The organism is Paenibacillus sp. BIHB 4019 (assembly GCF_002741035.1).
Lineage (GTDB): Bacteria > Bacillota > Bacilli > Paenibacillales > Paenibacillaceae > Pristimantibacillus.
Window position 1 is genome coordinate 4,306,231 of the sequence record NZ_CP016808.1, and the last position, 21,741, is coordinate 4,327,971.

Sequence of the window (21,741 nt, forward strand, 5' to 3'; positions counted from 1 at the left end):
GAATAGGCGGAAGAAGTAGGCAACAGGATAGTCATAGGAGGTTGAATGATGGAGGATCGCTGCCGTGCGGCTTATGAGCGGTATTATGAGGAGATGGGGCGCAAGGCGGATGCGCTGTTTCTGGCGCTGCGCGAAGCTATTGTCGCGGGAATGCTGGAGGATGGGGAGCAGCTCGCCTCCAGCAGAAGGCTGGCCGAAAGCTATGGCATGTCGCGCGGTTCGGTGAATGCAGCGTACGATATGCTGTATGCGGAAGGTTTTGTTCGGCCGGGAAGGGGGAGCGGCACCTATGTTTCCTATAGCAAGCCGCCAGCTTCCGAAGCGGGTGTTGAGGTGGAAGGCAAGGCGAGTACACTTGCCTTATCCGCTTGGGCGCAGCGGCTGCCGCAGATTAAAGGGTATACGAAGCGGCCTGTACACGAGGAGAATTGCATTGCGTTTGATGTAGGCTATGCGGATGTCGAGCTGTTTCCGCAGGATGAATGGAAGACGGCCATGTTCGCGGAGGTTAGAGGAGTGCTGGAGCGCCAGTATGAGGATTATGGAGTGATAGAAGGACATTTGCCGCTGCGCGAAGCGATTGCCAGCGAGCTGCGCCGCGAGCGCAGCATGATCACGAGCGTAGAGCATTTATTTATTACGAGCGGTTCGATGTATGGCATTGCCCTGCTCGCCCAGCTATTGATTAACCCTGGTGATCAAGTCGTGGTGGAAAACCCGTGCTACCCCGGCATTAGACGGGCAATTGCAGCTGCGGGCGGCGTCATTATAGATGCGGATGTCGACGATTATGGCATTATTCCGCAGGACTGGGATGCAAAGCTGCTGTTCGTGACCCCGACGCGCCAGTATCCTACCGGAGTCCAGCTTGCGCCTGAACGCAAGCTGGAGCTGCTGCAATGGGCTTCCCGGCATGGGGCTGTCATCATCGAGGACGATTATGACAGCGAATTTCGCTGGGGCGGGCGCCCGGCGGAGCCGCTCAAGACGCTCGACCACGAGGGGCGGGTCGTGTACGTCGGCACTTTCTCCAAGACGATGTATGCCGACCTGAGGCTTGGCTATGTCATTACGCCGGATGCGCTGCGGGAACCGCTGCGGCAGGCGAAGTTTCTGCTTGAGCCAAGCCCAAGCTCAATCGCGGAGCAGCGGGCGCTCGCCGTGTTTATGGCGAGCGGGCAGTATGTTCGGCATTTGCGGCGGATGAGGCGCAGCTGCGGACGGCGCCTCAAGCTCTTTAAGGAACAAGCCGCGGAGCAGCTCGCGGGCTTGTTCCGGTTTACGCCGTCGGATGCAGGCTTGCATCAGTACGGCGTGTGGCTTGGGACAGCCGCGGATTATGAGCGGCTGATTGAGCGCTGCCAGCGGGAAGGCGTTAGCTGGAACCGCGGAGAGCGGCTGTGGCGGCAGCCGGAGGAGCAGCGCGCTCCGGCAGCGCTGTTCGGCTTCGCGCATTTGGCCGAAGCCGATATTAAGGAGGGCATGCGGCGAATTGCGGCATGCTGGGAGGACGTTCAGCAGCAGCGCGGCTGAAGTGCTGGCAACAGCAGCTTTGCTGTAACTGCTGCAACTGCTGCTGAAACAAACAAAAGCTCGCTGCCTGGCGGAGATTTCTCCGCACGGGCAGCGAGCTTTTTTTAATTAGTCGTTTAAGATGTAATTTCGCTCGAATGGCGAGCGAGCGGGTTAACGCGGCAGCAAGCGGCCAAGCGCCTCGCCCATTTTTACTTTTTGGCCGAGCTTTAAGTTAGGCAGCGGGGTGAAGGTTTTATTTTCAGTCAGCAGCACGACTGTAGATCCGAACTCAAAATAAGCAAGATCGCCCCCCTTTACCGTATGCGGCGGCAGCGGGTCAACGTAGCGGATGCTGCTGACGTTCATGGCGCCGACTTTCACGACAGCCGTTTCGCCGCCATCATGTTTAATATACGTAATGAGCCGTTCATTGCGGCTGAGCACCCGGCGCATTTTGGTTAAACCGAATTCATTGACCGGATACACCTTGCCGGGAATATGCTCGCTCTCCACGATTGTGCCATCCACAGGAGCATGTATCCGGTGGTAATCGGTCGGGCTTAAATACAGGACAAAATAATGGCCGTTACGGTAGTTTTCCGCTCTTGGCGAACGGTTCAGCAGCTCTTCAATCGTGTAGTCCTGCCCTTTTACATTGACAATTGTTCCATCTTCTATTGGGCCAATGCCTGTAATAAGAGCGTCAACCGGACTTACAAGGCTGTCTGCACTCATGTCTATTTGTCGCATGCCTGGTTTTAATCGACGGGTAAAAAATTCATTTAGCGTTGCGTATTCATTTAGCGGTTTCTCGGCTTCTGCCACCTTAATTCCATACATGGAAGCAAAGCGCGGAATAAAACGGCGGCTCGCTCTGGATTGCGCAAAACGCCCAGTCAACCTCGAAATCGACTTGCGTGAGCTTAATTCCGTCATGGCACGAAGTAATCCATCTAGCATGCTCGTACCGTCACGTCCTTTCTTGCTTCGAATGGTGGTGCTTGTCCCAAACAGTGTGCCACAACCCGCATCACAAAGCAATAGGTTCGATTCGCGACCTTTACAGGTTGGGAAACAACAATGGCCGATTCAAAGCATAAGGAACCGCAGCATGCGAGTTTTGCTGAGAAACTGCTATTGTTGAAACTGCTGTTGCTGAGCCCACAAGATTCGAGATGTTCCCTCGATTTTTGGAGGACACAGCTTCCGCTATTGTGGCATTTTCTACAATTTCTGGCCGTACGCGGACAGGAGGTCCGTTATCGCCTTAATCTTCCCTCCAAAATGGCCATTTGCAGCGCATTACCGGATTCTGAGTCCGCAGCCTGTCCTAAACCCATGATTCTGTTGAAATAGCTGCTGCTGTGTCCGCCAAACCTATCTTGGTACTGGGAAGATAGGTACTGGGAAGATAGCATCTGACAAGAAGAGCATGAATCTGGCGTGCTTACGCAGCGAGGGAAATACTAATACAAGTGAAATGCAATAAGAAAGATATCTTGTTTCTAAACCATGAATGATCTGAATCCAACAATATGGAAAAATATGTTGTTACGTGTGAACAGGTACATGCTGAAGCTCAAAAAAATTCTAATTGATTTAGAAAGCATATTATAAAAATAAGGGTGATATTTTAATGGAGAACCTGAAGAACTAGAAAGGCTTCCTGGTTCGACTCGAATTCCTATTATTTCCAAGCAGCCTCTGCACTAATTAGAATACTCACAGAAGGCGATGGAGTTTTTCCAGATACAACGTCATAAGCATCTTGAGGTAACAGGTTAAGAGTTGCCTGATAATACTCTAATAAATAATTACGATTATTATTTTTCTGTCACCCTTCATAGGGAGAGTGACAGAAAAACGTACCCGACTCCGTTATCACAGTTAGGGCGAACTGTTTCTCTCCCCCTCCCTTTATACTCGCACTACCCGCGCAGCCTGCGCAGCTTCAACACCAGCAAAAACACAATAAACAAAGCGAGCACAATCGTAACAGCGAGCGTGCTGAATACGATGGCATCATGCTCCTGCTGCTTGACGATAATGGCGATGAACGCCCAGACGAAGACTGCGGCGAAAGCGGCATCGCGGTAGCTCCAGCCGATGATTAAGGCGAGCAAAGCAGCGACCGCCAGCAAAATAATCGTCCATCCCGTCTCGGACAGCCCAAAGCCCTGCCAGCCTGACTTGTACAGCGCGGAGGTAATGTTGACGATGGTCGCGACGCTAATCCAGCCGAGATACAAACTAAAGGGCAGCAATATGAAAAAGCGTTCGCCAGCCGTTGCCGTCTGCCAGCCGGGCGTTCTGGCACGCGTGTAGATGGCGATCAGCGTGATCAGCAGCGCGAGCATAATAAATACGCTGGCGTACACCTTCTCATATTGCCAAGCAAAAATCCAAGCCGCATTAAACAGGCAGCTAACAAAAAACAGGATGCCGATCTGGGCAGGCAGCCTGCTTGCCCTTCCTGACGGCAGAAAGGAATAAATGACAAATCCGGCAAGCAGCAAATAAATCAGGCTCCATATGGAGAAGGCATAGCCAGCGGGCATGAACAGAATCGGATATTGCGCCGCAAGCTGGGCAGTCGTTTTTCCTCCAAGCGGTAAGGTGACGGCGAGTGCATTTGCGACAATGACGATTAGCAGTCCACAAGCGTTTAGCCAGCGATAGGCAGTATTCATCTTATTTTTATCCTCTCCTCGTGCATCTATATTGTCTTATTCACCATGCCTTGCTTTTATTTCACGCCTTCCCGTTTATTTCTTGCGCAAAAAGCTCAAGCTTCATGTAAGAAAACCCAAACTGAGAAGGGGGAATTGCTTAAGTGACCATGACCATCTCGATCACGCTTATACTTGCGGCCTGCTGTCTGGCAGCAGGATGGACCGGCTTCCGCAGCCGGAAGGCGCTGCTTGTTATGGATGCGCTGGCAGCTATTTTGCTTTTTGTAACGTTTGTTTCCATCGCTTCAGCTATAGCGAGAACGATGCTTCGCGACACGGTGTTTATGACGGAAATTCATGCTGTGCTGCTTAATCCTGTATTTATTATAGGAGGGGCTTATTTAGCTATCTATACACCTGCACGAATGGCCATAAATGTGCTCCGGCCCTCCAGCTAGCGGCAAGCTAGTGGCAATTTGCGGAAATGGCGCGTATGCTATCGCAAACTTATTGTCATTTTAATGCGCTAGGAGGCAGTTGAACGAAATGACGCTTGCCAGAGTGGCGTTTGTTACGCCAGGGTCATTTCCGATCCCATCCACAAAAAGCAGCTCGGTCGAACGGGTAGTCGAAAAATTTGTTCCACTTCTGAAAAATCGGATTCATCCCCGCATTTACGGGCGGACGACAAAGGGGCTTAAACGCAACGGGCTAGTCCATGGCGTCGCCTGCGTCAGATTTCCAGCGGTAAACAAAGCCAGCTATATCGCCGCTGTTGGCCGTTCCTTAGTTGCATACAAGCCGCATGTTATTCAGGTGGAGAATCGTCCGCATAACGTGCTTGCCCTGAAGAAGAAGCTGCCGTCCGCCCGAATTTGGCTGAGCTTGCATTCCTCTACTTTTCTAAGTCCCGGTCATATAACGCCAGCCAGTCTGCACCGAAGCCTGCAAGCGGCTGATCGCATTATTGTAAACAGCGAGTTTTTGCGCCGCGTCGTTGCGACGAGGGCGCCTGAAGCGGCAGCGAAAATAAGGGTTGTCTACCCCGGCGTGGAAACGGGGCTTTTTCCATCGCGATTTACCGAAGAAGGGCGAGAGAAGCGGCAGCGGGAGCGGCAGGCGAAAAAGCTGGAGGGCCGCGAGGTCGTTATTTTTCTCGGCAGGCTCATTCCGCTTAAGGGCGCTCACCATCTTCTGCATATTATGCCTGAGCTGGTAAAAAAACATCCGAATATGCTGGCTGTTATCGTCGGCAGCCCCTTCTACGGCTCGCATCGCTCCACCGCTTATTCCCGCAAGCTCCAGCAGCTCGGCCGTGCTTATCCGAATCATGTGCGCTTCGTTCCTTATGTGCCCTATACCGAAGTGCCAGGCTGGTTTTTGGCCGCAGATATGGCGATCGTCCCTTCGGGACAGCGTGAAGCTTTCGGTCTCGTGAACGTCGAAGCAATGGCTACGGGTCTTCCGGTAGTGGCTACACGGGCGGGCGGCATGAAGGAGATTGTACGGGATGGCGTCACCGGTTATTTGATTTCGCAGCAAAATCTGGAGAATGAGCTGAGAGCCAAGCTGCTTGCTCTACTCGCTAGCTCCGAGCTTAGGGCGAGCATGGGAAAGAAGAGCCGCGAGCGGGTGGAGCAAAGCTTCACTTGGCAGCATACGGGACGCAGCTGGATGAATGTGCTGAATGAACGGAAATTGCCCGGCTTGGATTGACAACCAGTATATGGGAGCGGTATAGTCTAACAAGGAAATCCACTAGGGGCGCCTTCATGGCTGAGATAAAGCGAGTGAGCTTTGGTCCCTTTGAACCTGATCTGGGTTATGCCAGCGTAGGAAAGTGGGAAAGTGAGTTCATCGCGAGCAGCTTCGTTTTGCTTTTTTTTAGCATGGGAAGCTCTATTATTCGCGTATGTTTGCACATTCTGCCGCTTCTTCGCCGGAGCGGTTTTTTTGTTGCCCTCTGGTTGAATAAGCATGCGAGCAAGCGGAGCGCCTCTTGGCGTATTTGCTTGTGGGGCGTTTATCTTGCCTAATAGAATGGGAGCAAAGGAACAGGCGCCGGGCGCTGCATTTTCCAACTGAATTTACGTCTAAAGGCCTCCTGGTGGATCTTCATAATGCCATGGGAGGTTTTTTAGCATATGACGATCTTTATGAATCCGCTGCCGGGCAGCAGCAAGGTGTACGAGTCGGGATCAAGCTTGGATATTTGGGTGCCAATGCGCGAAATTGAGCTCGAAGCGAGCACAGGCAGAAACGGAGAAAAAATACCGAATGCGCCGATTCGCGTGTATGACGCGAGTGGGCCATATACCGATAGCGCTTATGAGGCGGATATTTACAAAGGGCTGCCGCATGTAAGGGGAGAGTGGATTGAAGGGCGAGGAGATGTAGAGCGGTACGACGGGCGCAGCGTAAAGCCGGAGGATAACGGCTTTATGTCGGCCGAGAAGGCGAAAGAGCGCGGAGCGGAGCTTTTTCCAATAACGACGCGGCCGCTGCGGGCGAGAAAAGGGCATAATGTCACCCAGCTTCATTATGCGCGCCAGGGAATCATCACGCATGAAATGAAATTTATTGCGATAAGAGAAGGGATGGACCCTGAATTTGTCCGCTCGGAGATTGCATTTGGGCGTGCAATCCTACCAGCTAATATTAATCATCCCGAGATCGAGCCGATGATTATTGGGCGGCAATTTCATGTGAAAATCAATGCGAATATTGGCAATTCAGCAGTAGCTTCTTCTATTGAGGAAGAGGTAGAGAAGATGACATGGGCGACGCGCTGGGGTGCAGATACGATTATGGATTTGTCCACAGGCAAAAATATTCACACAACGCGCGAATGGATTATACGCAACTCCCCGGTTCCGGTCGGCACGGTGCCGATTTATCAGGCGCTGGAGAAGGTAAATGGCAAAGCAGAGGATTTATGCTGGGAGGTATTCCGCGATACGCTCATTGAGCAGGCGGAGCAGGGGGTTGATTATTTTACGATCCATGCAGGCGTATTGCTTCGCTATATTCCGCTAACAGCCAAGCGGGTGACGGGCATCGTGTCGCGTGGCGGGTCGATTATGGCGGCATGGTGCCTGGCCCATCATCAAGAGAACTTTTTATATACGCATTTTGAGGACATTTGCGAAATTATGAAGGCTTACGATGTTTCGTTCTCGCTAGGCGATGGCTTGCGTCCAGGCTCGATAGCCGATGCCAACGATGCAGCGCAGTTTGCCGAGCTGGATACGCTGGGCGAGCTGACAAAAATCGCCTGGAAGCATGATGTCCAAGTGATGATTGAAGGACCGGGACATGTGCCAATGCATTTGATTAAAGAAAATATGGACCGCCAGCTGGAGGTGTGCGATGAAGCGCCTTTCTACACGCTGGGGCCGCTGACAACGGATATAGCTCCCGGTTATGACCATATTACATCGGCTATTGGCGCCGCTATGATCGGCTGGTTCGGAACCGCGATGCTCTGTTATGTGACGCCGAAGGAGCATCTGGGTCTGCCGAATCGGGATGATGTGAAGGAAGGGGTTATTACGTATAAAATAGCGGCCCATGCCGCCGACCTGGCCAAGGGCCATCCTAGCGCTCGCCTGCGGGACGATGCGCTGTCGAAAGCGCGCTTCGAGTTCCGCTGGCGCGACCAGTTCCACTTATCGCTGGATCCTGAGCGCGCCATGGCGTACCACGATGAGACGCTGCCAGCAGAAGCGGCTAAGTCCGCGCATTTCTGCTCGATGTGCGGACCTAAATTTTGCAGCATGCGCATTACACAAGATATTAGAGAGTACGCCGAGCAAAATGGGCTGGAGACGACGGAGGCCATTGAAGCGGGAATGAAGGAAAAGTCCGAGGCGTTCAAGGAATCGGGGAGCCACATATATGTTAGCGGGACATAGGAGATTATAGCCAAAAGGCTGCTATAAGCAGGGAGAGGCAGGCGCTGTTAGGCTAACTTTTCCCCGAGCTGCTTCACCTTCGCAAGCCAGCCTTGCCTTTTGGCGAGCGATGATTTTCTGACCTCATACAGCGACGTAAAACGGACGGATTTGACGCCGCAAAATTGCAGAATGTTGATTTTCATCATTTTGTGGCCAGCCATGCCTTGGAAAAAACGATAGTACCAGCCCGGCGAGTCCATCGTGACGATGATCCGGGCTGTTTTTCCTTTGAGCAGCTGCTTGGGAAGATCCTTGCCTTTCACATATTTATAAGCAAAGTCGGGCAGAAAGACGCGGTCAATGAAGCCTTTGAGCAAAGCGGGAGGTCCGCCCCACCAGGTTGGATATACAAAAACAAGATGATCAGCCCATTTGATATGCGCCTGTGCGTTCTGAAGATCCTGCTCTAGTGGCGCTTTGTTATTGTAGCCTCCGACCAGGACGGGATTGAATTCGAGCTGGGACAAATGAAGGGTACGGACCTCGGCGCCAGCGGCTCCCTCAGCATAAGCGGCTGCCAGCGCCTCGCTGTAGCTTTCTTCAGCGGGATTGCATTGAATAATTAAAATGTTTTTCATCGTTTTGAAACACTCCTTGAGTTTTAGTTAATGAACACTAACCAGTAGATTAAAAAGAAAAGGTCACGAATGACCTATTAAAGCTAATAGATGCCGCTTAATTTGCTCGGCGTCCGGCGCAAGCTGTGCGGGTAGATCGCCATGCATGCTGGATACGGCTAGCTGGGTTATAATGCCGATCGCCATGACAGCCGACAGGCGGGCATTTTGCTCTGGAAGCTCGCCGCGCTCGATGCCTTGCTCTATAAAATCTATTAATGCATCAAGCGGCTGCCTGAGCTGCCCTTCCATCCTCGCTGTATAAAACAGCTCATGCTGCTGGGAAAGAAGCAGCAGTCCATACTGGTCCTCATCGTGCATTTGCAGTACCTCGTCGATTAATTGGCAAAACCGGCTGGCGCTGCTGCCATCCTTCTGCACATAATAATCGATTAAAGCGGTATAGCTGGCACAATCCTGCTCAAAGATTTCCAAAGCAACGGCATCCTTGCTTTTAAAATGCTTGTAAATCGCTGCGTCCGTTACGCCGGCAGCCTGTCCGATTTCTTTGACGGAAACGCCGTCAACACCCTTCGTGGCAAACAGCAGCATCGCCGCCTGCAAAATATCCTTTTTTTTACTATCGGCATGTGATTTTTTGTTCATGCTTGTATTGTAAGTGAACACTAACTAAAAATCAAGAGGCAATAAAAACAGAGATGATGGATTTTTAAGAGGATACTATTCTTTCATTGAATTAACAAACAAACTTTGGTATATTTGAAAACGAGAATCGTTATCATGAAGCCATTTTATTTGGTATGAAGGGAAAGGTAGCTGCATCATGTCGTTGAAACAGGAGCAAAAACAGGAATTGAAGCAGATGAGGCAGCGTTCAAGGCCCCTAGTAGCGAGCATCATTCTGATCGTTGGCACAGCTGCTGTGTTATTTGGCCTTGCTTTATCTATTTCAGTCGGAGCAGCTAAAATTAGCTTATCCACGGTTTGGACTGCCGTCTTTTATTTTAATCCAGATATTACCCAGCACCAGATTATTCAAGAGCTGAGGATGCCAAGGGCACTTGCAGCTGCACTTATAGGAGCGGCCTTCGCGGTATCAGGCTCCGTTATGCAGGGGATGACCCGAAATCCACTCGCTGATCCGAGCTTGCTCGGTCTTAATTCGGGTGCAGGCTTTGCGCTTGCGCTGTGCTTTGCTTTTTTCCGTGGCATGTCTCATTTGGAAATTATGATTATTTGTTTCTTTGGAGCGGCGCTTGCTGCGGGTATCGTTTACGGTATCGGCTCGCTCGCCAAGGGCGGTTTGACGCCTGTCCGGCTGACGCTTGCGGGGGCAGCTATTAGCACGTTGTTCATGAGCTTGTCCGAAGGAATTCAAATTCACTTTCAAATTGGACAGGATATTGCTTTCTGGTACGCAGGCGGCATTGCCGGTACAAAATGGTCGCAAATTGGCATTGTTGCCCCTTGGATTATCGGCGGCATATTGGCAGCCATTGCGATTTCGCGCTCCATTTCTTTGCTCAGTCTAGGTGATGATGTTGCTTCGTCCCTCGGACAGCGTACGAAGCTGACGAAGACGATCGGCATTATTGTTACGCTAATTTTAGCCGGTGCATCGGTATCCGTTGTCGGAGCGGTCGGCTTTATCGGACTTATTGTTCCCCATGTGGCCCGCTATTTGGTTGGCGTGGATTACCGCTGGATTATTCCTTGTTCCGCTGTGCTTGGTGCGCTTCTGCTCATTGTAGCTGATATTGTAGCGCGTACCATTAATAGCCCTTATGAGACCCCGGTTGGCGCTCTGATTGCTATTATTGGTGTTCCGTTCTTCCTTTATCTTGCGGTTAAGCAAAGGGGGAATTTGTAGTTATGAGCACCGCTACTTTAATTTCAAAAAGCGAGCAGCGCAGAACAAGACGAGCCATAATCGTCATGTCCATTATGGGTGTCCTTATTGTTACTGCTTTTGTGATTAGTATGAATACAGGTTTTATTAAGCTAACTCCGCTTGATGTGTTTAAAACGTTATTCGGATATGGAACGGCGAAGCAGGATCTGATTCTATTTGATTTCCGCTTGCCGCGTATTGTCATTTCCGTCTTGATCGGCGCAGGATTTGCCGTTTCTGGCTGTGTGATGCAAGGGCTGTTCCGCAATCCGCTGGCCGATCCTGGCTTGCTCGGTATTAATGCTGGAGCAGGGCTGATGGTTATTTTGTATGTTTCTTTTTTCCGTGATAACCAGATGGCGTCGCCATTTTTTATGCCGATGCTTGCCTTTTGCGGGGCTGCGCTAACTGCCTTGCTCATTTATACATTATCTTATAAACGTTATCACGGGCTGCTGCCTACACGGATGATTCTCGTCGGCGTTGCGGTTCAAGCCGGCATAAGTGCGCTTGTCATTGTACTCAGCCTAGCGCTTGATCCGAATGACTTTCAATTCGTTCAAATTTGGCTTGCAGGCAACATTTGGGGAACCAACTGGAAGTTTGTACTTGCTGCTCTGCCATGGATTTTATTATTGATCCCTTATGTTATGTTCAAGTCGCGTTCGATGAATATTTTGAATCTTGGCGAACAGATGGCAACGGGACTGGGGTCGCCGGTTGAGAAGGACCGGATGAAGCTGCTTGCAGCAGCGGTAGGTCTGGCTGCAACATGTGTGGCCGTTGGCGGCGGTATCTCCTTTGTCGGACTAATTGGTCCGCATTTGGCTCGTCGTCTTGTCGGACCGACGCATCAAATTCTCGTTCCGGCTTCCGCGATGGCGGGAGCATTGCTCGTCATTGTGTCCGATACGCTGGCTCGCTGGGCGTTCCAGCCTTCGGAAATTCCGACAGGTATCGTAATCGCCGTTATTGGCGCTCCTTATTTCCTTTACTTGCTGTCCCGTTCCAAATAGGCGGTTGCAGCTCCATTTATAATCGTTTGCTCAGGCCTTTCGAAGCGCTATGCGTTTTCGGAAGGCCTTTTGCTGTATAAAAGTGAAACGGGCGCTGACGTGAGAGAACAGGAATGTCCTTTTGAGCTTGTGCGTAATGGCTGGGGGTGTCTTCTTTAATGTGAACGGCTATCTGTCATGTTTCTGCTTGGCAGCCTTAGAAAATCAAGTAACGAGCCCATAGGTTTGTGCATATATTGCCTAAGACAAATCAGGTGGAAGAAGGAGAGGGCAATGGCGAAAAGCAGAAAACCAGGAAGCTCAAGAAGAAAAAGGCCGCTTTTTTACGTTGATAATCCGAATGCTTCTGAATTGAAATGGCTCGATGAATTAAATAGCAAAAAGGCGCAAGCCCAAGCAGCCCAGAAGCAAGCTGAAACTAAGCCAGCGAATGCTGGGGAGACAAAGTCGGTAAGCATCAATGCGATTGCGGCACCGGAAAGGCTGCCTAGAGTACCATTCCACACTGACCTGCTGGAAACTGAAAAAGAACAGCAGCTGCCAGACGAGGGTGCAGCAGAAACGCAAAGCATTCAATTGGATGGGCTGCATGGAGGATTGCCGTCGCAAACCTTGAAGCAAGAGGCGTCGTTGCAAGACGTGCAGGAGGAAGTGCCTTCAAGTGTACAACAGCCAATTGAGGCTGCAAATGCCAGTGAAGATGAAGAAATGGAAGAAAATGCCGAACTGAGCTATGAAGAGAAGCTGGCGTTGGCAGCCGAGAAGCAAAATCCGGAGCTCGGCGGGCCGAATCCGTTTATTTATACCGACGATTTAGTGGATGGTTCGGTTACGGGCGACAAAATTGCCCCAGCTTCTATTGATTCCTCAAAGCTATGTGCGGGCAGCGTAGATTCAGCAGCGGTGCAGGATTATGCGATTGAAACGATTCATATTGCTAAAGGAGCTGTATCCGGCAGCAAAATCGCACCAGAAGTAATCATATCTGAACATCTGGCGAACAATGCTATCGCTGGAACTAAGCTGGCAGATGGCTCCGTTACGGGAGAAAAGCTGCAAAATAACAGTGTTACTTCCGATAAGCTGGCCGATCGTACAATCACCTCGGACAAATTTGCCGACGGCTCAATTGAAGCACGGCATTTGAAACGGTTATTTGTAACGGAAGAATTGCTTGGACAGCAATCTGTCACCGCTAGCAAAATTAAAAGCGGAGCCGTTCGTCCTGAGCATCTTTCGAATGATGCAGTAAACAATTCGAAGCTCGCCGATGGGGCAGTAACCCGCTCCAAGCTGCGTGATGGCGCCGTGCATACGGAGAAGCTCGCCGCAGGGTCCATCGAATCCGTGCATATTAAACCCGGCGTATTGCTCGCAGAGCATGTTGCCGTTGGAGCCATACTGGGAAAGCATTTGGCCCCAGGCGAAATAAGCGCCCAACATCTGGCAGTCGGCGCGGTCGGAGCAAGGGAATTGCAGCCGGACGCAGTAGACGCCGAGCGTCTAGCAAACGGAGCGGTGTCCACCGCGCATCTGCAGGCGGGGGCCGTTCTGGGGCAGCACATTTCACCGCGCCAAATCGAAAGCGGACATCTCGTTGATCAAGCCGTAACGGCTTCTAAGCTGATGGATCAATCGGTATCGACGATCAAGCTGGTTGATCATGCCGTTACCGTTTCCAAGCTTTCGGAGCAAAGTGTAACCGCGCCGAAGCTTGCTGATGATGCGGTGCAAGCACGGCACTTGAGCCGTCTGAGCATAACGGCTGAGAAGGTAGCGGACGGACAAATACACAATCGCCATTTGGCGGTAAATACCGTATCCGGCGTCCAGCTGCGGGAAGAGGCGGTTGGTACGGAGCATTTGCGCAGCAGTTCGGTCACAGATGAGAAAATTGCGCCAGGAGCGATTCGGGTGCAGCATCTGACGGATGCGGCTGTGGGCAGCAGACAGCTTGCTCAGCAAAGCGTTACCTCAACGAAGCTTGCCGCAGGAGCCGTAACTGCTGCACATCTTGCAGATAATTCGGTGGATACAAGGCAATTGCGCGATGAAGCTATAACGTTTCACAAAATCGCGCCGGAAGCGCTGCGGGCATACCATTTTTCAAATGGAGCTGTGACGGGGGAGGCCGTGTCGCCTGAAGCGATAGCTGCTAATCATTTGCAGCCGCAAATTATTCAGGAGAAGCATGTGGCGGATGATACCGTTACAACTCGTACGCTCCATGATGGCGCCGTAACGAGCGCAAAGCTTGCTTATGAAGCTGTGACAGAAAGATATATTGCGCCGGGTGTTGTATCTTCCCATCATTTGGCAGATCATAGCATTAATTCTCTTAAGCTGTCCCCGGAAGCGGTGACGTCAGATAAGCTGGCGGATTTCAGTGTAACGGGAGCAAAGCTTGCTGAAGCCAGCGTGACGGGAACGAAGCTTGCTCCAGAAACGGTTCAAGGCGAGCATATCGCCCCAGCCGTTATTGAAGGCAAGCATATTCAGATAGGCTCGCTTGCGAGAGAGCATCTTCAAAATGGGCTTATTGCGGCCTCTCATTTGCAGCCGGGAGCGGTTGGAAGTGAGCAGGTTGCTGATTTGGCGATTCACTCAGCGAAATTGGCGCTGGATGCTGTGAAGCCGAAGCACATTGCGGGTGAAGCGATTCACAGCCGTCATTTATCCAATGGGTCGGTGCTGGGCATTCATGTGCAGGAAGGCAGCATCCGCGATATTCATTTAGCGGAAGGAGCTGTGACGGCGGCGAACCTCGCGGAAGCTAGCGTTGCAAGCGAGCATATTCAGGAGGCGGCAATCACCAGTGCAGCGCTCCAGCCGCTTATTATCAGTACGGAGCATTTGCAAAATCAGGCAGTGACTGCTGAACAGCTGGCCCCGCTTTCCGTAGGAGAAAAGCATATTCAGCCTTATTGCATCAGCGAGGAGCATTTGGCTATAAACAGCGTTGCCAGCGCTAATTTGCAGGATGGCAGTGTGACTGAGGCAAAGCTTGGCAAGGATTCCGTATCTGGCGACCATTTGCAGCTGGAGACTATAGCCGGCAAGCATCTTCGTGCCGAAACGGTGCAGGGCTATCATATTCGTAAAAACTCGCTATCTATAGCGCATCTCGCAGCCGATATTATTACGGTTGACCGTGCCGAGGATGAGAGCATTTTTGGAAGCAAGCTCAAAAATGGCTCAATCCGAGCCGAGAAGCTGGCGGATGGCTGCGTCACAACGGGAAAATTAGGTGAAGCGAGTGTGACGGCGTCGAAGCTGGCCTTTGCGAGCGTAAGCAGTGAAGCGCTGGCGGAAGGAACCATAATCGCCGAACATCTGACAGCAGAGAGCGTAACGAGCGATAAACTAGCAGACGGCAGTGTCACGACGGAAAAGCTGGGCGAAGCGAGCATAACGGGGTCGAAGCTGGCCTTTGCGAGCGTAGATAGCGAAGCGCTGGCGGAAGGAGCCGTGAAGTCGGAGCATCTGTCGGCAGAGAGCATAACGAGCGACAAAATCATGTATGGAGCAGTTGCCGCCGAGCATTTGGCGACGGATAGCGTGACGAGCGAAAAGCTGGCAAATGGCAGTGTCACAACGGAAAAGCTAGGCGAAGCGAGCATAACGGGGTCGAAGCTGGCCTTTGCGAGCGTAGATAGCGAAGCGCTGGCGGAAGGAGCCGTGAAGTCGGAGCATCTGTCGGCAGAGAGCATAACGAGCGACAAAATCACGTATGGAGCAGTTGCCGCCGAGCATTTGGCGACGGATAGCGTGACGAGCGAAAAGCTGGCAAATGGCAGTGTCACAACGGAAAAGCTGGGCGAAGCGAGCATAACGGGGTCGAAGCTGGCCTTTGCGAGCGTAGATAGCGAAGCGCTGGCGGAAGGAGCCGTGAAGTCGGAGCATCTGTCGGCAGAGAGCATAACGAGCGACAAAATCACGTATGGAGCAGTTGCCGCCGAGCATTTGGCGACGGATAGCGTGACGAGCGAAAAGCTGGCGGATGGCAGTGTCACGACGGAAAAGCTGGGCGAAGCGAGCATAACGGCATCAAAGCTGGCCTTAGCGAGCGTAGATAGTGAATCGCTGGCAGATGGAGCCGTGAAGTCGGAGCATCTGTCAACAGGCAGCGTAACGGGTGACAAAATCACGTATGGAGCAGTTGCCGCTGAGCATTTGGCGACAGATAGCGTGACGAGCGAAAAGCTGGCAAATGAAAGTGTCACGACGGAAAAGCTAGGCGAAGCAAGCATAACGGGGTCGAAGCTGGCCTTTGCGAGCGTAGATTGTGAAGCGCTGGCGGAGGGAGCCGTGAAGTCGGAGCATCTGTCAACAGGCAGCGTAACGAGTGACAAAATCACGTGTGGAGCAGTTGCCGCCGAGCATTTGGCGACGAATAGCGTGACGAGCGAAAAGCTGGCGAATGGCAGTGTCACGACGGAAAAGCTGGGCGAAGCGAGCATAACGGGATCGAAGCTGGCCTTTGCGAGCGTAGATAGTGAAGCGCTGGCGGAAGGAGCCGTGAAGTCGGAGCATTTATCGGCAGAGAGTGTAACGAGTGACAAAATCACGAATGGAGCAGTTGCCGCCGAGCAATTGGCGACAGATAGCGTGACGAGTGAAAAGCTGGCGAATGGCAGTGTCACGACGGAAAAGCTGGGCGAAGCAAGCATAACGGGGTCGAAGCTAGCTTTTGCGAGCGTAGGCAGTGAAGCGTTGGCGGAAGGGGCCATAATCACCGAGCATCTGACGGCTGAGAGCGTAACGAGCGATAAGCTAGCAGATGGCAGTGTCACGACGGAAAAGCTGGGCGAAGCGAGCATAACGGAGTCGAAGCTGGCCTTTGCGAGCGTAGGCAGTGAAGCGCTGGCAGATGGAACCGTGAAGTCGGAGCATCTGTCAACAGGCAGCGTAACGAGCGACAAAATCACGTATGGAGCAGTTGCCGCCGAGCATCTGTCAACAGGCAGCGTAACGAGTGACAAAATCACGTATGAAGCAGTTGCCGCCGAGCATTTGGCGACGAATAGCGTGACGAGCGAAAAGCTCGCGAATGGCAGTGTCACGAAGGAAAAATTAGGTGAAGCGAGCATAACGGGGTCGAAGCTAGCTTTTGCGAGCGTAGGCAGTGAAGCGCTGGCGGAAGAAGCCGTGAAGTCGGAGCATTTATCGGCAGAGAGTGTAACGAGTGACAAAATCACGAATGGAGCAGTTGCCGCCGAGCATTTGGCGACGGATAGTGTTACGAGCGAAAAGCTGGCGAATGGCAGTGTCACGACGGAAAAGCTGGGCGAAGCGAGCATAACGGGGTCAAAGCTGGCCTTTGCGAGCGTAGGCAGTGAAGCGCTGGAAAATGGAGCCGTGAAGTCGGAGCATCTGTCAACAGGCAGCGTAACGAGTGACAAAATCACGAATGGAGCAGTTGCCGCCGAGCATTTGACGACGGATAGCGTGACGAGCGAAAAGCTAGCGAATGGCAGTGTCACGACGGAAAAGCTGGGCGAAGCGAGCATAACAGCGACGAAGCTGGCCTTTGCGAGCGTAGGCAGTGAAGCGCTGGCGGAAGGAGCCGTGAAGGCTGAGCATCTATCGGCAGAGAGCGTAACGAGCGAAAAGCTGGCAGATGGCTGCTTCACAACAGAAAAGCTGAGCGAAGCGAGCATAACGGGATCGAAGCTGGCCTTTGCGAGCGTAGGCAGTGAAGCGCTGGCAGAAGGAGCCGTGAAGTCGGAGCATCTATCGGCAGAGAGCGTAACGAGCGAAAAACTGGCGAATGGCAGTGTCACGACGGAAAAGCTGGGCGAAGCGAGCATAACGGGGTCAAAGCTGGCCTTTGCGAGCGTAGGCAGTGAAGCGCTGGAAAATGGAGCCGTGAAGTCGGAGCATCTGTCAACAGGCAGCGTAACGAGCGAAAAGCTGGCAGATGGCTGCTTCACAACGGAAAAGCTGGGCGAAGCGAGCATAACGGGATCGAAGCTGGCCTTTGCGAGCGTAGGCAGTGAAGCGCTGGCGGAAGGAGCCGTGAAGGCTGAGCATCTATCGGCAGAGAGCGTAACGAGTGAAAAGCTGGCGAATGGCTGCTTCACAACAGAAAAGCTGGGCGAAGCGAGCATAACGGGATCGAAGCTGGCCTTTGCGAGCGTAGGCAGTGAAGCGCTGGCGGAGGGAGCCGTGAAGGCTGAGCATCTATCGGCAGAGAGCGTAACGAGCGAAAAGCTAGTGGATGGCTGCTTCACGACGGAAAAGCTGGGCGAAGCGAGCATAACGGGATCGAAGCTGGCCTTTGCGAGCGTAGGCAGTGAAGCGCTGGCGGAGGGAGCCGTGAAGGCTGAGCATCTATCGGCAGAGAGCGTAACGAGCGAAAAGCTGGCAGATGGCTGCTTCACAACGGAAAAGCTGGGCGAAGCAAGCATAACGGGATCGAAGCTGGCCTTTGCGAGCGTAGGCAGTGAAGCGCTGGCAGAAGGAGCCGTGAAGTCGGAGCATTTGTCGACTAACAGCGTAACGAGTGACAAAATTACGCACGGTGCTGTCACCGCCGAGCATTTAGCACCTGCCAGCGTAACGGTATCGGCTCTTGCTTTTTCGCCAATCGTTGGTCGGAGCGGCAGCATGAGCAAGCAGCAATTTGGGTTATGCCCGTACAGCTTTCCTCCTGAGAAACAGCAGCTAGAGCAGGTTATTCTTTTTGACGAACCGTTCTCAAGCAATCAATATGTGCTGACAGCAACGACCGATCACCCGGCCTGCTATATATGCATTCAAGCGAAGGAGCCGGGGCAAGTCATCCTATCCATTAATCGCCGATTTTTCAGTGAGGCTTTCATTGGCACCATCAACTGGATTGCAATCGGACAATAATTCTTGCTTAAAATGCCATCAGCGATTTGCTGATAAGCCGCTATCATTCAGCACGGAAAAGAATTCCTCTCACGCAAGGCGCGAGGGGAATTTCTTTTTTTTTGCTGTTAACCGCCTACTGCTGTTGATATGGGTGCGGGACAGACATCTTGGGAGTTGTACATTTGCCGTTGCGCAGATGATGGAGGTACATACAATGTGGTGTAATTGCGTTGCAGCACCATTTTGAACTATAGGCGTATACCGAGGTGAACAAAGCGGATGAAGAAAGCGAAGGGTGCAAAGGGGAAAAAAGCCCGGAATTTCCGCGCTGTGAAAAAGCCGCATCCCGCCCAGAGCGGTGCGGCCGCAGACGAGTATGCCGGAGAAGCGCAGCCGATGCAGTCTCCAGTCGTATCCGTTATTATTCCCGTTATGAATGAACGGGCTACCATCCGAAGGGTCATAAGGGAGGCGGCGGGTGTCCATCCCCGGACTGAAGTTATCGTCGTTGCAAATGGCTCGACGGATGGTTCAGCCGAAATTGCCAGGCGAGCAGGGGCACGAGTGCTCCGTTATGAAAAGGCGCTTGGCCATGATGTTGGACGAAGCGTTGGAGCGCGGGCTGCCCTAGGTGAAGTGTTGCTGTTTGTGGATGGTGATATGGTCATCAGCACCGCAAAAATGCGGCATTTTGTCTATGCAGTACTGCATCGCGGAGTAGATGCTGCTTTAAATGATTATACCGGCCCTGTGGACAAAACCGCTGTGCACAGCGTCGTGCTTGCGAAGCACACGCTCAATATTGTGCTGGAACGCCCAGATTTGAAAGGAGCTTCCTTCACAGCAGTCCCCCATGCCATAAGCAGGCAATGCCTGTCTCTAATCGGAGCAGAGGCGCTGTGCGTCCCGCCGCTTGCCCACGCGAGAGCGATTCGGTTTGGTTTGAAGGTTGAAGCTGTGCATACGGTCAATGTTGGCAAAATAAACAGGCGCAGGCCGCAGCGCGAACGGCGCAGCCCGCTGGAGCATCTCATTGTGGGGGATCATTTGGAAGCGATCCACTGGCTCATTACACAATCTAATGAACGTGGCGGCTTTGAGGATTACCGTCGCTGTCGCGAGTTTGCGCTTTAGGCTATGGCTAAAGCGGCATGGAGGTTAAACCGTGAAAGCAGTCATTTTGGCAGGAGGAACAGGGACGCGGCTAAAACCGCTGACTACATTAATGAATAAGCATATGTTACCCGTAGGCAAGCATCCTATGATTTTCTATGGCATCGATAAGCTGCATCAGGCAGGCATTACAGAAATGCTGCTCGTGACAGGACGGCAGTCGATAGGTTTGTTTGCGCAGTATTTGGGAAGCGGCCGCGAGCTTGGTGTCTCGCTGACTTACCGTATTCAGGAGGAAGCGGGCGGCATCGCGGAAGCGCTGGAGCTGGCGCGCGATTTTATACGGAATGATGAGAAGTTTATCGTGCTGCTCGGCGACAATTTGTTCGAGGATAATTTGGCTCCTTATGTGCGGAAATTTGCCCAGCAGCAGGAAGGCGCAATGGTGCTGCTCAAACAGGTGCCAGACCCGCATCGTTATGGCATAGCAGTTTTTCAGGAGGCGGGACAAATTGCTTATATAGATGAAAAACCAGCTGAGCCGCTATCGGATTTATGCGTAACGGGCATTTATATGTATGATTCCAGCGTTTTTGCAGCGATTGATCGGCTGGAGCCGTCAGGCCGCGGCGAACTGGAAATTACCGATTTGAACAATATGTATGCCCGTGCGGGAACTCTTGCCTCCCATACACTTGCAGGATGGTGGACCGATGCGGGCACGTTCGAATCCTTGCATGAAGCGGCCGCGAGGCTGTTGAAGGAGACGGGAGAATGAGAAGAATAGCGGCAAGAAAGCGGCCCCGCACTACAAAACAATCTCGCGTGCGGCAGCAAGCGTCGTATGCCCAAGGTGTCGAGCAAGGCTATCAGGATGGGCGGCAAGCGGGACTTACTAGCTATAATGAAAAGTTTCAAGGAACGAGCATCATTATCCCGAGCTATAATCAGCTCCAATATTTGAAGCTGTGCATTGAAAGTATTGTAGACCATACGGACCTTGCTTATGAGATTATCGTCATTGACAATGCTTCGACCGATGGGACGGGAAGCTATTTGGCCCAGCTTGATGGGCAGGTGCGCTACCGGGTTTTAAGCGAAAACTATGGCTTCGCTGGGGCAGTCAACAGAGGCATGATGATGGCTAAAGGCACGATGATGCTTATATTGAACAATGATACACTCGTAACCGACAATTGGCTGGACAATATGTTGGCCTGCTTGAACAGCAATCCGCAAATTGGCATGGTCGGGCCTGTCACCAATTATATTGGCGGGGAGCAGCTGATAGAGGTTCCCTATACGAACGTGGCGGATATGCCGGACTTTGCTAGACTTAATAATGTGCCAGATGCCAAACGCTGGCAGCAGGTTGAACGGCTGACGGGCTTCTGCCTATTGCTCCGCAGAGAACTGTGGGAGAAAATTGGCTATTTTGATGAAGGCTTTGAAATTGGCAATTTTGAAGATGATGATTATAACATTCGAGTGAAGCTGCTGGGGTATTCGCTTGTCATTGCCCGCGACTCGTTTATCCACCATTTTGGCAGCGTCAGCATCAAAGCGCTAGGTGCACAGCTTGAAGAGGTTAATAACCGCAACCTGCAGCATTATATGAATAAATGGGGCAACCCGCATGAACTGGTCAGCGTTATGAAGCATCGTGCTGCCGAGCAGCCTGCCCTGCAGGCCGAGCTGGCGGCACTTGGGGAAGCCGCTTATTACCCGGATAGCATTGCGGTTACTTCATTAACTGGTAGAGCGTATTGGATTGAAGGCGGCAGCAGGCGCCCTGTTGAAGGCGAGTTTAGCGGAGAAGCCGTCCGCATCGGACAAATTGACATCAGACGCTGGCCGCTGGGCTCGCCGATATCTAGCGAGGAAGCTCATGCCAAGTGGCAGCAAATGCTAGCGATGGAAGGCAGCGATCTTCATGGCAAAACCGTTAGCGGGTTAGATGGCTTTCATTATTATATGCAGCAGGGCCTGAAGCGGAAAATGATAACGGAAGCTGCTTTTGAAGGCTGGGCGCTTAAGGCAAGGCCATCCGTCCAGCTTACATTGGAGCAGCTGCATGCGATTCCGGAGGGACTGCCGATTATACCAACTGTCAAGCTTCGCCAACAACTATAAAATGGTTTTTCGGCCACTGTTTGACGC

General features: G+C 52.2%; 14 protein-coding genes and 1 riboswitch. Of the genes, 10 read left to right on the forward strand and 4 right to left on the reverse strand.

Annotated elements, in window-relative coordinates; translation table 11 throughout:
* Positions 1-45 precede the first annotated feature (45 nt).
* Positions 46-1,533 (forward strand): MocR-like pyridoxine biosynthesis transcription factor PdxR, encoded by a 1,488-nt coding sequence (gene pdxR / locus BBD42_RS18695; RefSeq protein ID WP_237163147.1) that lies wholly within the window; start codon positions 46-48, stop codon positions 1,531-1,533.
* Positions 1,534-1,686: 153 nt separating this feature from the next.
* Here pdxR and asd read toward each other — a convergent pair whose 3' ends face one another.
* Complete coding sequence (gene asd, locus BBD42_RS18700; protein WP_099519392.1) at positions 1,687-2,475, reverse strand: archaetidylserine decarboxylase; 789 nt, start codon at positions 2,473-2,475, stop codon at positions 1,687-1,689.
* A 968-nt stretch (positions 2,476-3,443) separates the two neighbouring features.
* Positions 3,444-4,205, reverse strand: a complete 762-nt coding sequence (locus tag BBD42_RS18710; protein ID WP_099519394.1) for a tryptophan-rich sensory protein — start codon at positions 4,203-4,205, stop codon at positions 3,444-3,446.
* Positions 4,206-4,348: 143 nt separating this feature from the next.
* Here BBD42_RS18710 and BBD42_RS18715 point away from each other — a divergent pair, with 143 nt between their 5' ends.
* From BBD42_RS18715 to thiC, 3 genes are all read left to right on the forward strand, one after another.
* Positions 4,349-4,645, forward strand: coding sequence for a transposase (locus BBD42_RS18715; protein ID WP_099519395.1), 297 nt, complete (start codon positions 4,349-4,351; stop codon positions 4,643-4,645).
* Positions 4,646-4,733: 88 nt separating this feature from the next.
* Positions 4,734-5,903, forward strand: coding sequence for a glycosyltransferase family 4 protein (locus tag BBD42_RS18720; protein WP_099519396.1), 1,170 nt, complete (start codon positions 4,734-4,736; stop codon positions 5,901-5,903).
* A gap of 34 nt (positions 5,904-5,937) precedes the next feature.
* Positions 5,938-6,043: riboswitch (TPP riboswitch) on the forward strand.
* A gap of 288 nt (positions 6,044-6,331) precedes the next feature.
* Positions 6,332-8,101 carry a phosphomethylpyrimidine synthase ThiC gene (thiC, locus tag BBD42_RS18725; protein ID WP_099519397.1) on the forward strand — a complete coding sequence of 590 codons (1,770 nt, stop codon included), beginning with the start codon at positions 6,332-6,334 and terminating at the stop codon, positions 8,099-8,101.
* Positions 8,102-8,148: 47 nt separating this feature from the next.
* On the opposite strand, the gene BBD42_RS18730 is transcribed toward thiC, so the two are convergent.
* Positions 8,149-8,721 carry an NAD(P)H-dependent oxidoreductase gene (locus tag BBD42_RS18730; protein WP_099519398.1) on the reverse strand — a complete coding sequence of 191 codons (573 nt, stop codon included), beginning with the start codon at positions 8,719-8,721 and terminating at the stop codon, positions 8,149-8,151.
* 63 nt (positions 8,722-8,784) lie between these two features.
* The gene (locus tag BBD42_RS18735; protein ID WP_099519399.1) at positions 8,785-9,366 is read right to left on the reverse strand and encodes a TetR/AcrR family transcriptional regulator; all 582 of its coding nucleotides are present in this window, start codon (positions 9,364-9,366) and stop codon (positions 8,785-8,787) included.
* 178 nt (positions 9,367-9,544) lie between these two features.
* On the opposite strand from BBD42_RS18735, the gene BBD42_RS18740 reads away from it, so the two are divergent.
* From BBD42_RS18740 to BBD42_RS18765, 6 genes are all read left to right on the forward strand, one after another.
* Positions 9,545-10,591, forward strand: coding sequence for a FecCD family ABC transporter permease (locus BBD42_RS18740; protein WP_099519400.1), 1,047 nt, complete (start codon positions 9,545-9,547; stop codon positions 10,589-10,591).
* Positions 10,592-10,593: 2 nt separating this feature from the next.
* Entirely contained in the window at positions 10,594-11,628 is a 1,035-nt protein-coding gene (locus tag BBD42_RS18745; RefSeq protein ID WP_099519401.1) for a FecCD family ABC transporter permease, read from the forward strand.
* Positions 11,629-11,901: 273 nt separating this feature from the next.
* Entirely contained in the window at positions 11,902-18,486 is a 6,585-nt protein-coding gene (locus BBD42_RS18750) for a WIAG-tail domain (RefSeq protein ID WP_172455553.1), read from the forward strand.
* Between the two features lie 378 nt (positions 18,487-18,864).
* Positions 18,865-19,602, forward strand: a complete 738-nt coding sequence (locus BBD42_RS18755) for a glycosyltransferase family 2 protein (RefSeq protein WP_099521683.1) — start codon at positions 18,865-18,867, stop codon at positions 19,600-19,602.
* Positions 19,603-19,633: 31 nt separating this feature from the next.
* Positions 19,634-20,359 (forward strand): sugar phosphate nucleotidyltransferase, encoded by a 726-nt coding sequence (locus tag BBD42_RS18760; RefSeq protein ID WP_099519403.1) that lies wholly within the window; start codon positions 19,634-19,636, stop codon positions 20,357-20,359.
* Entirely contained in the window at positions 20,356-21,714 is a 1,359-nt protein-coding gene (locus tag BBD42_RS18765; RefSeq protein WP_099519404.1) for a glycosyltransferase family 2 protein, read from the forward strand. The genes BBD42_RS18760 and BBD42_RS18765 overlap by 4 nt, the downstream gene beginning before the upstream one ends.
* Positions 21,715-21,741 lie beyond the last annotated feature (27 nt).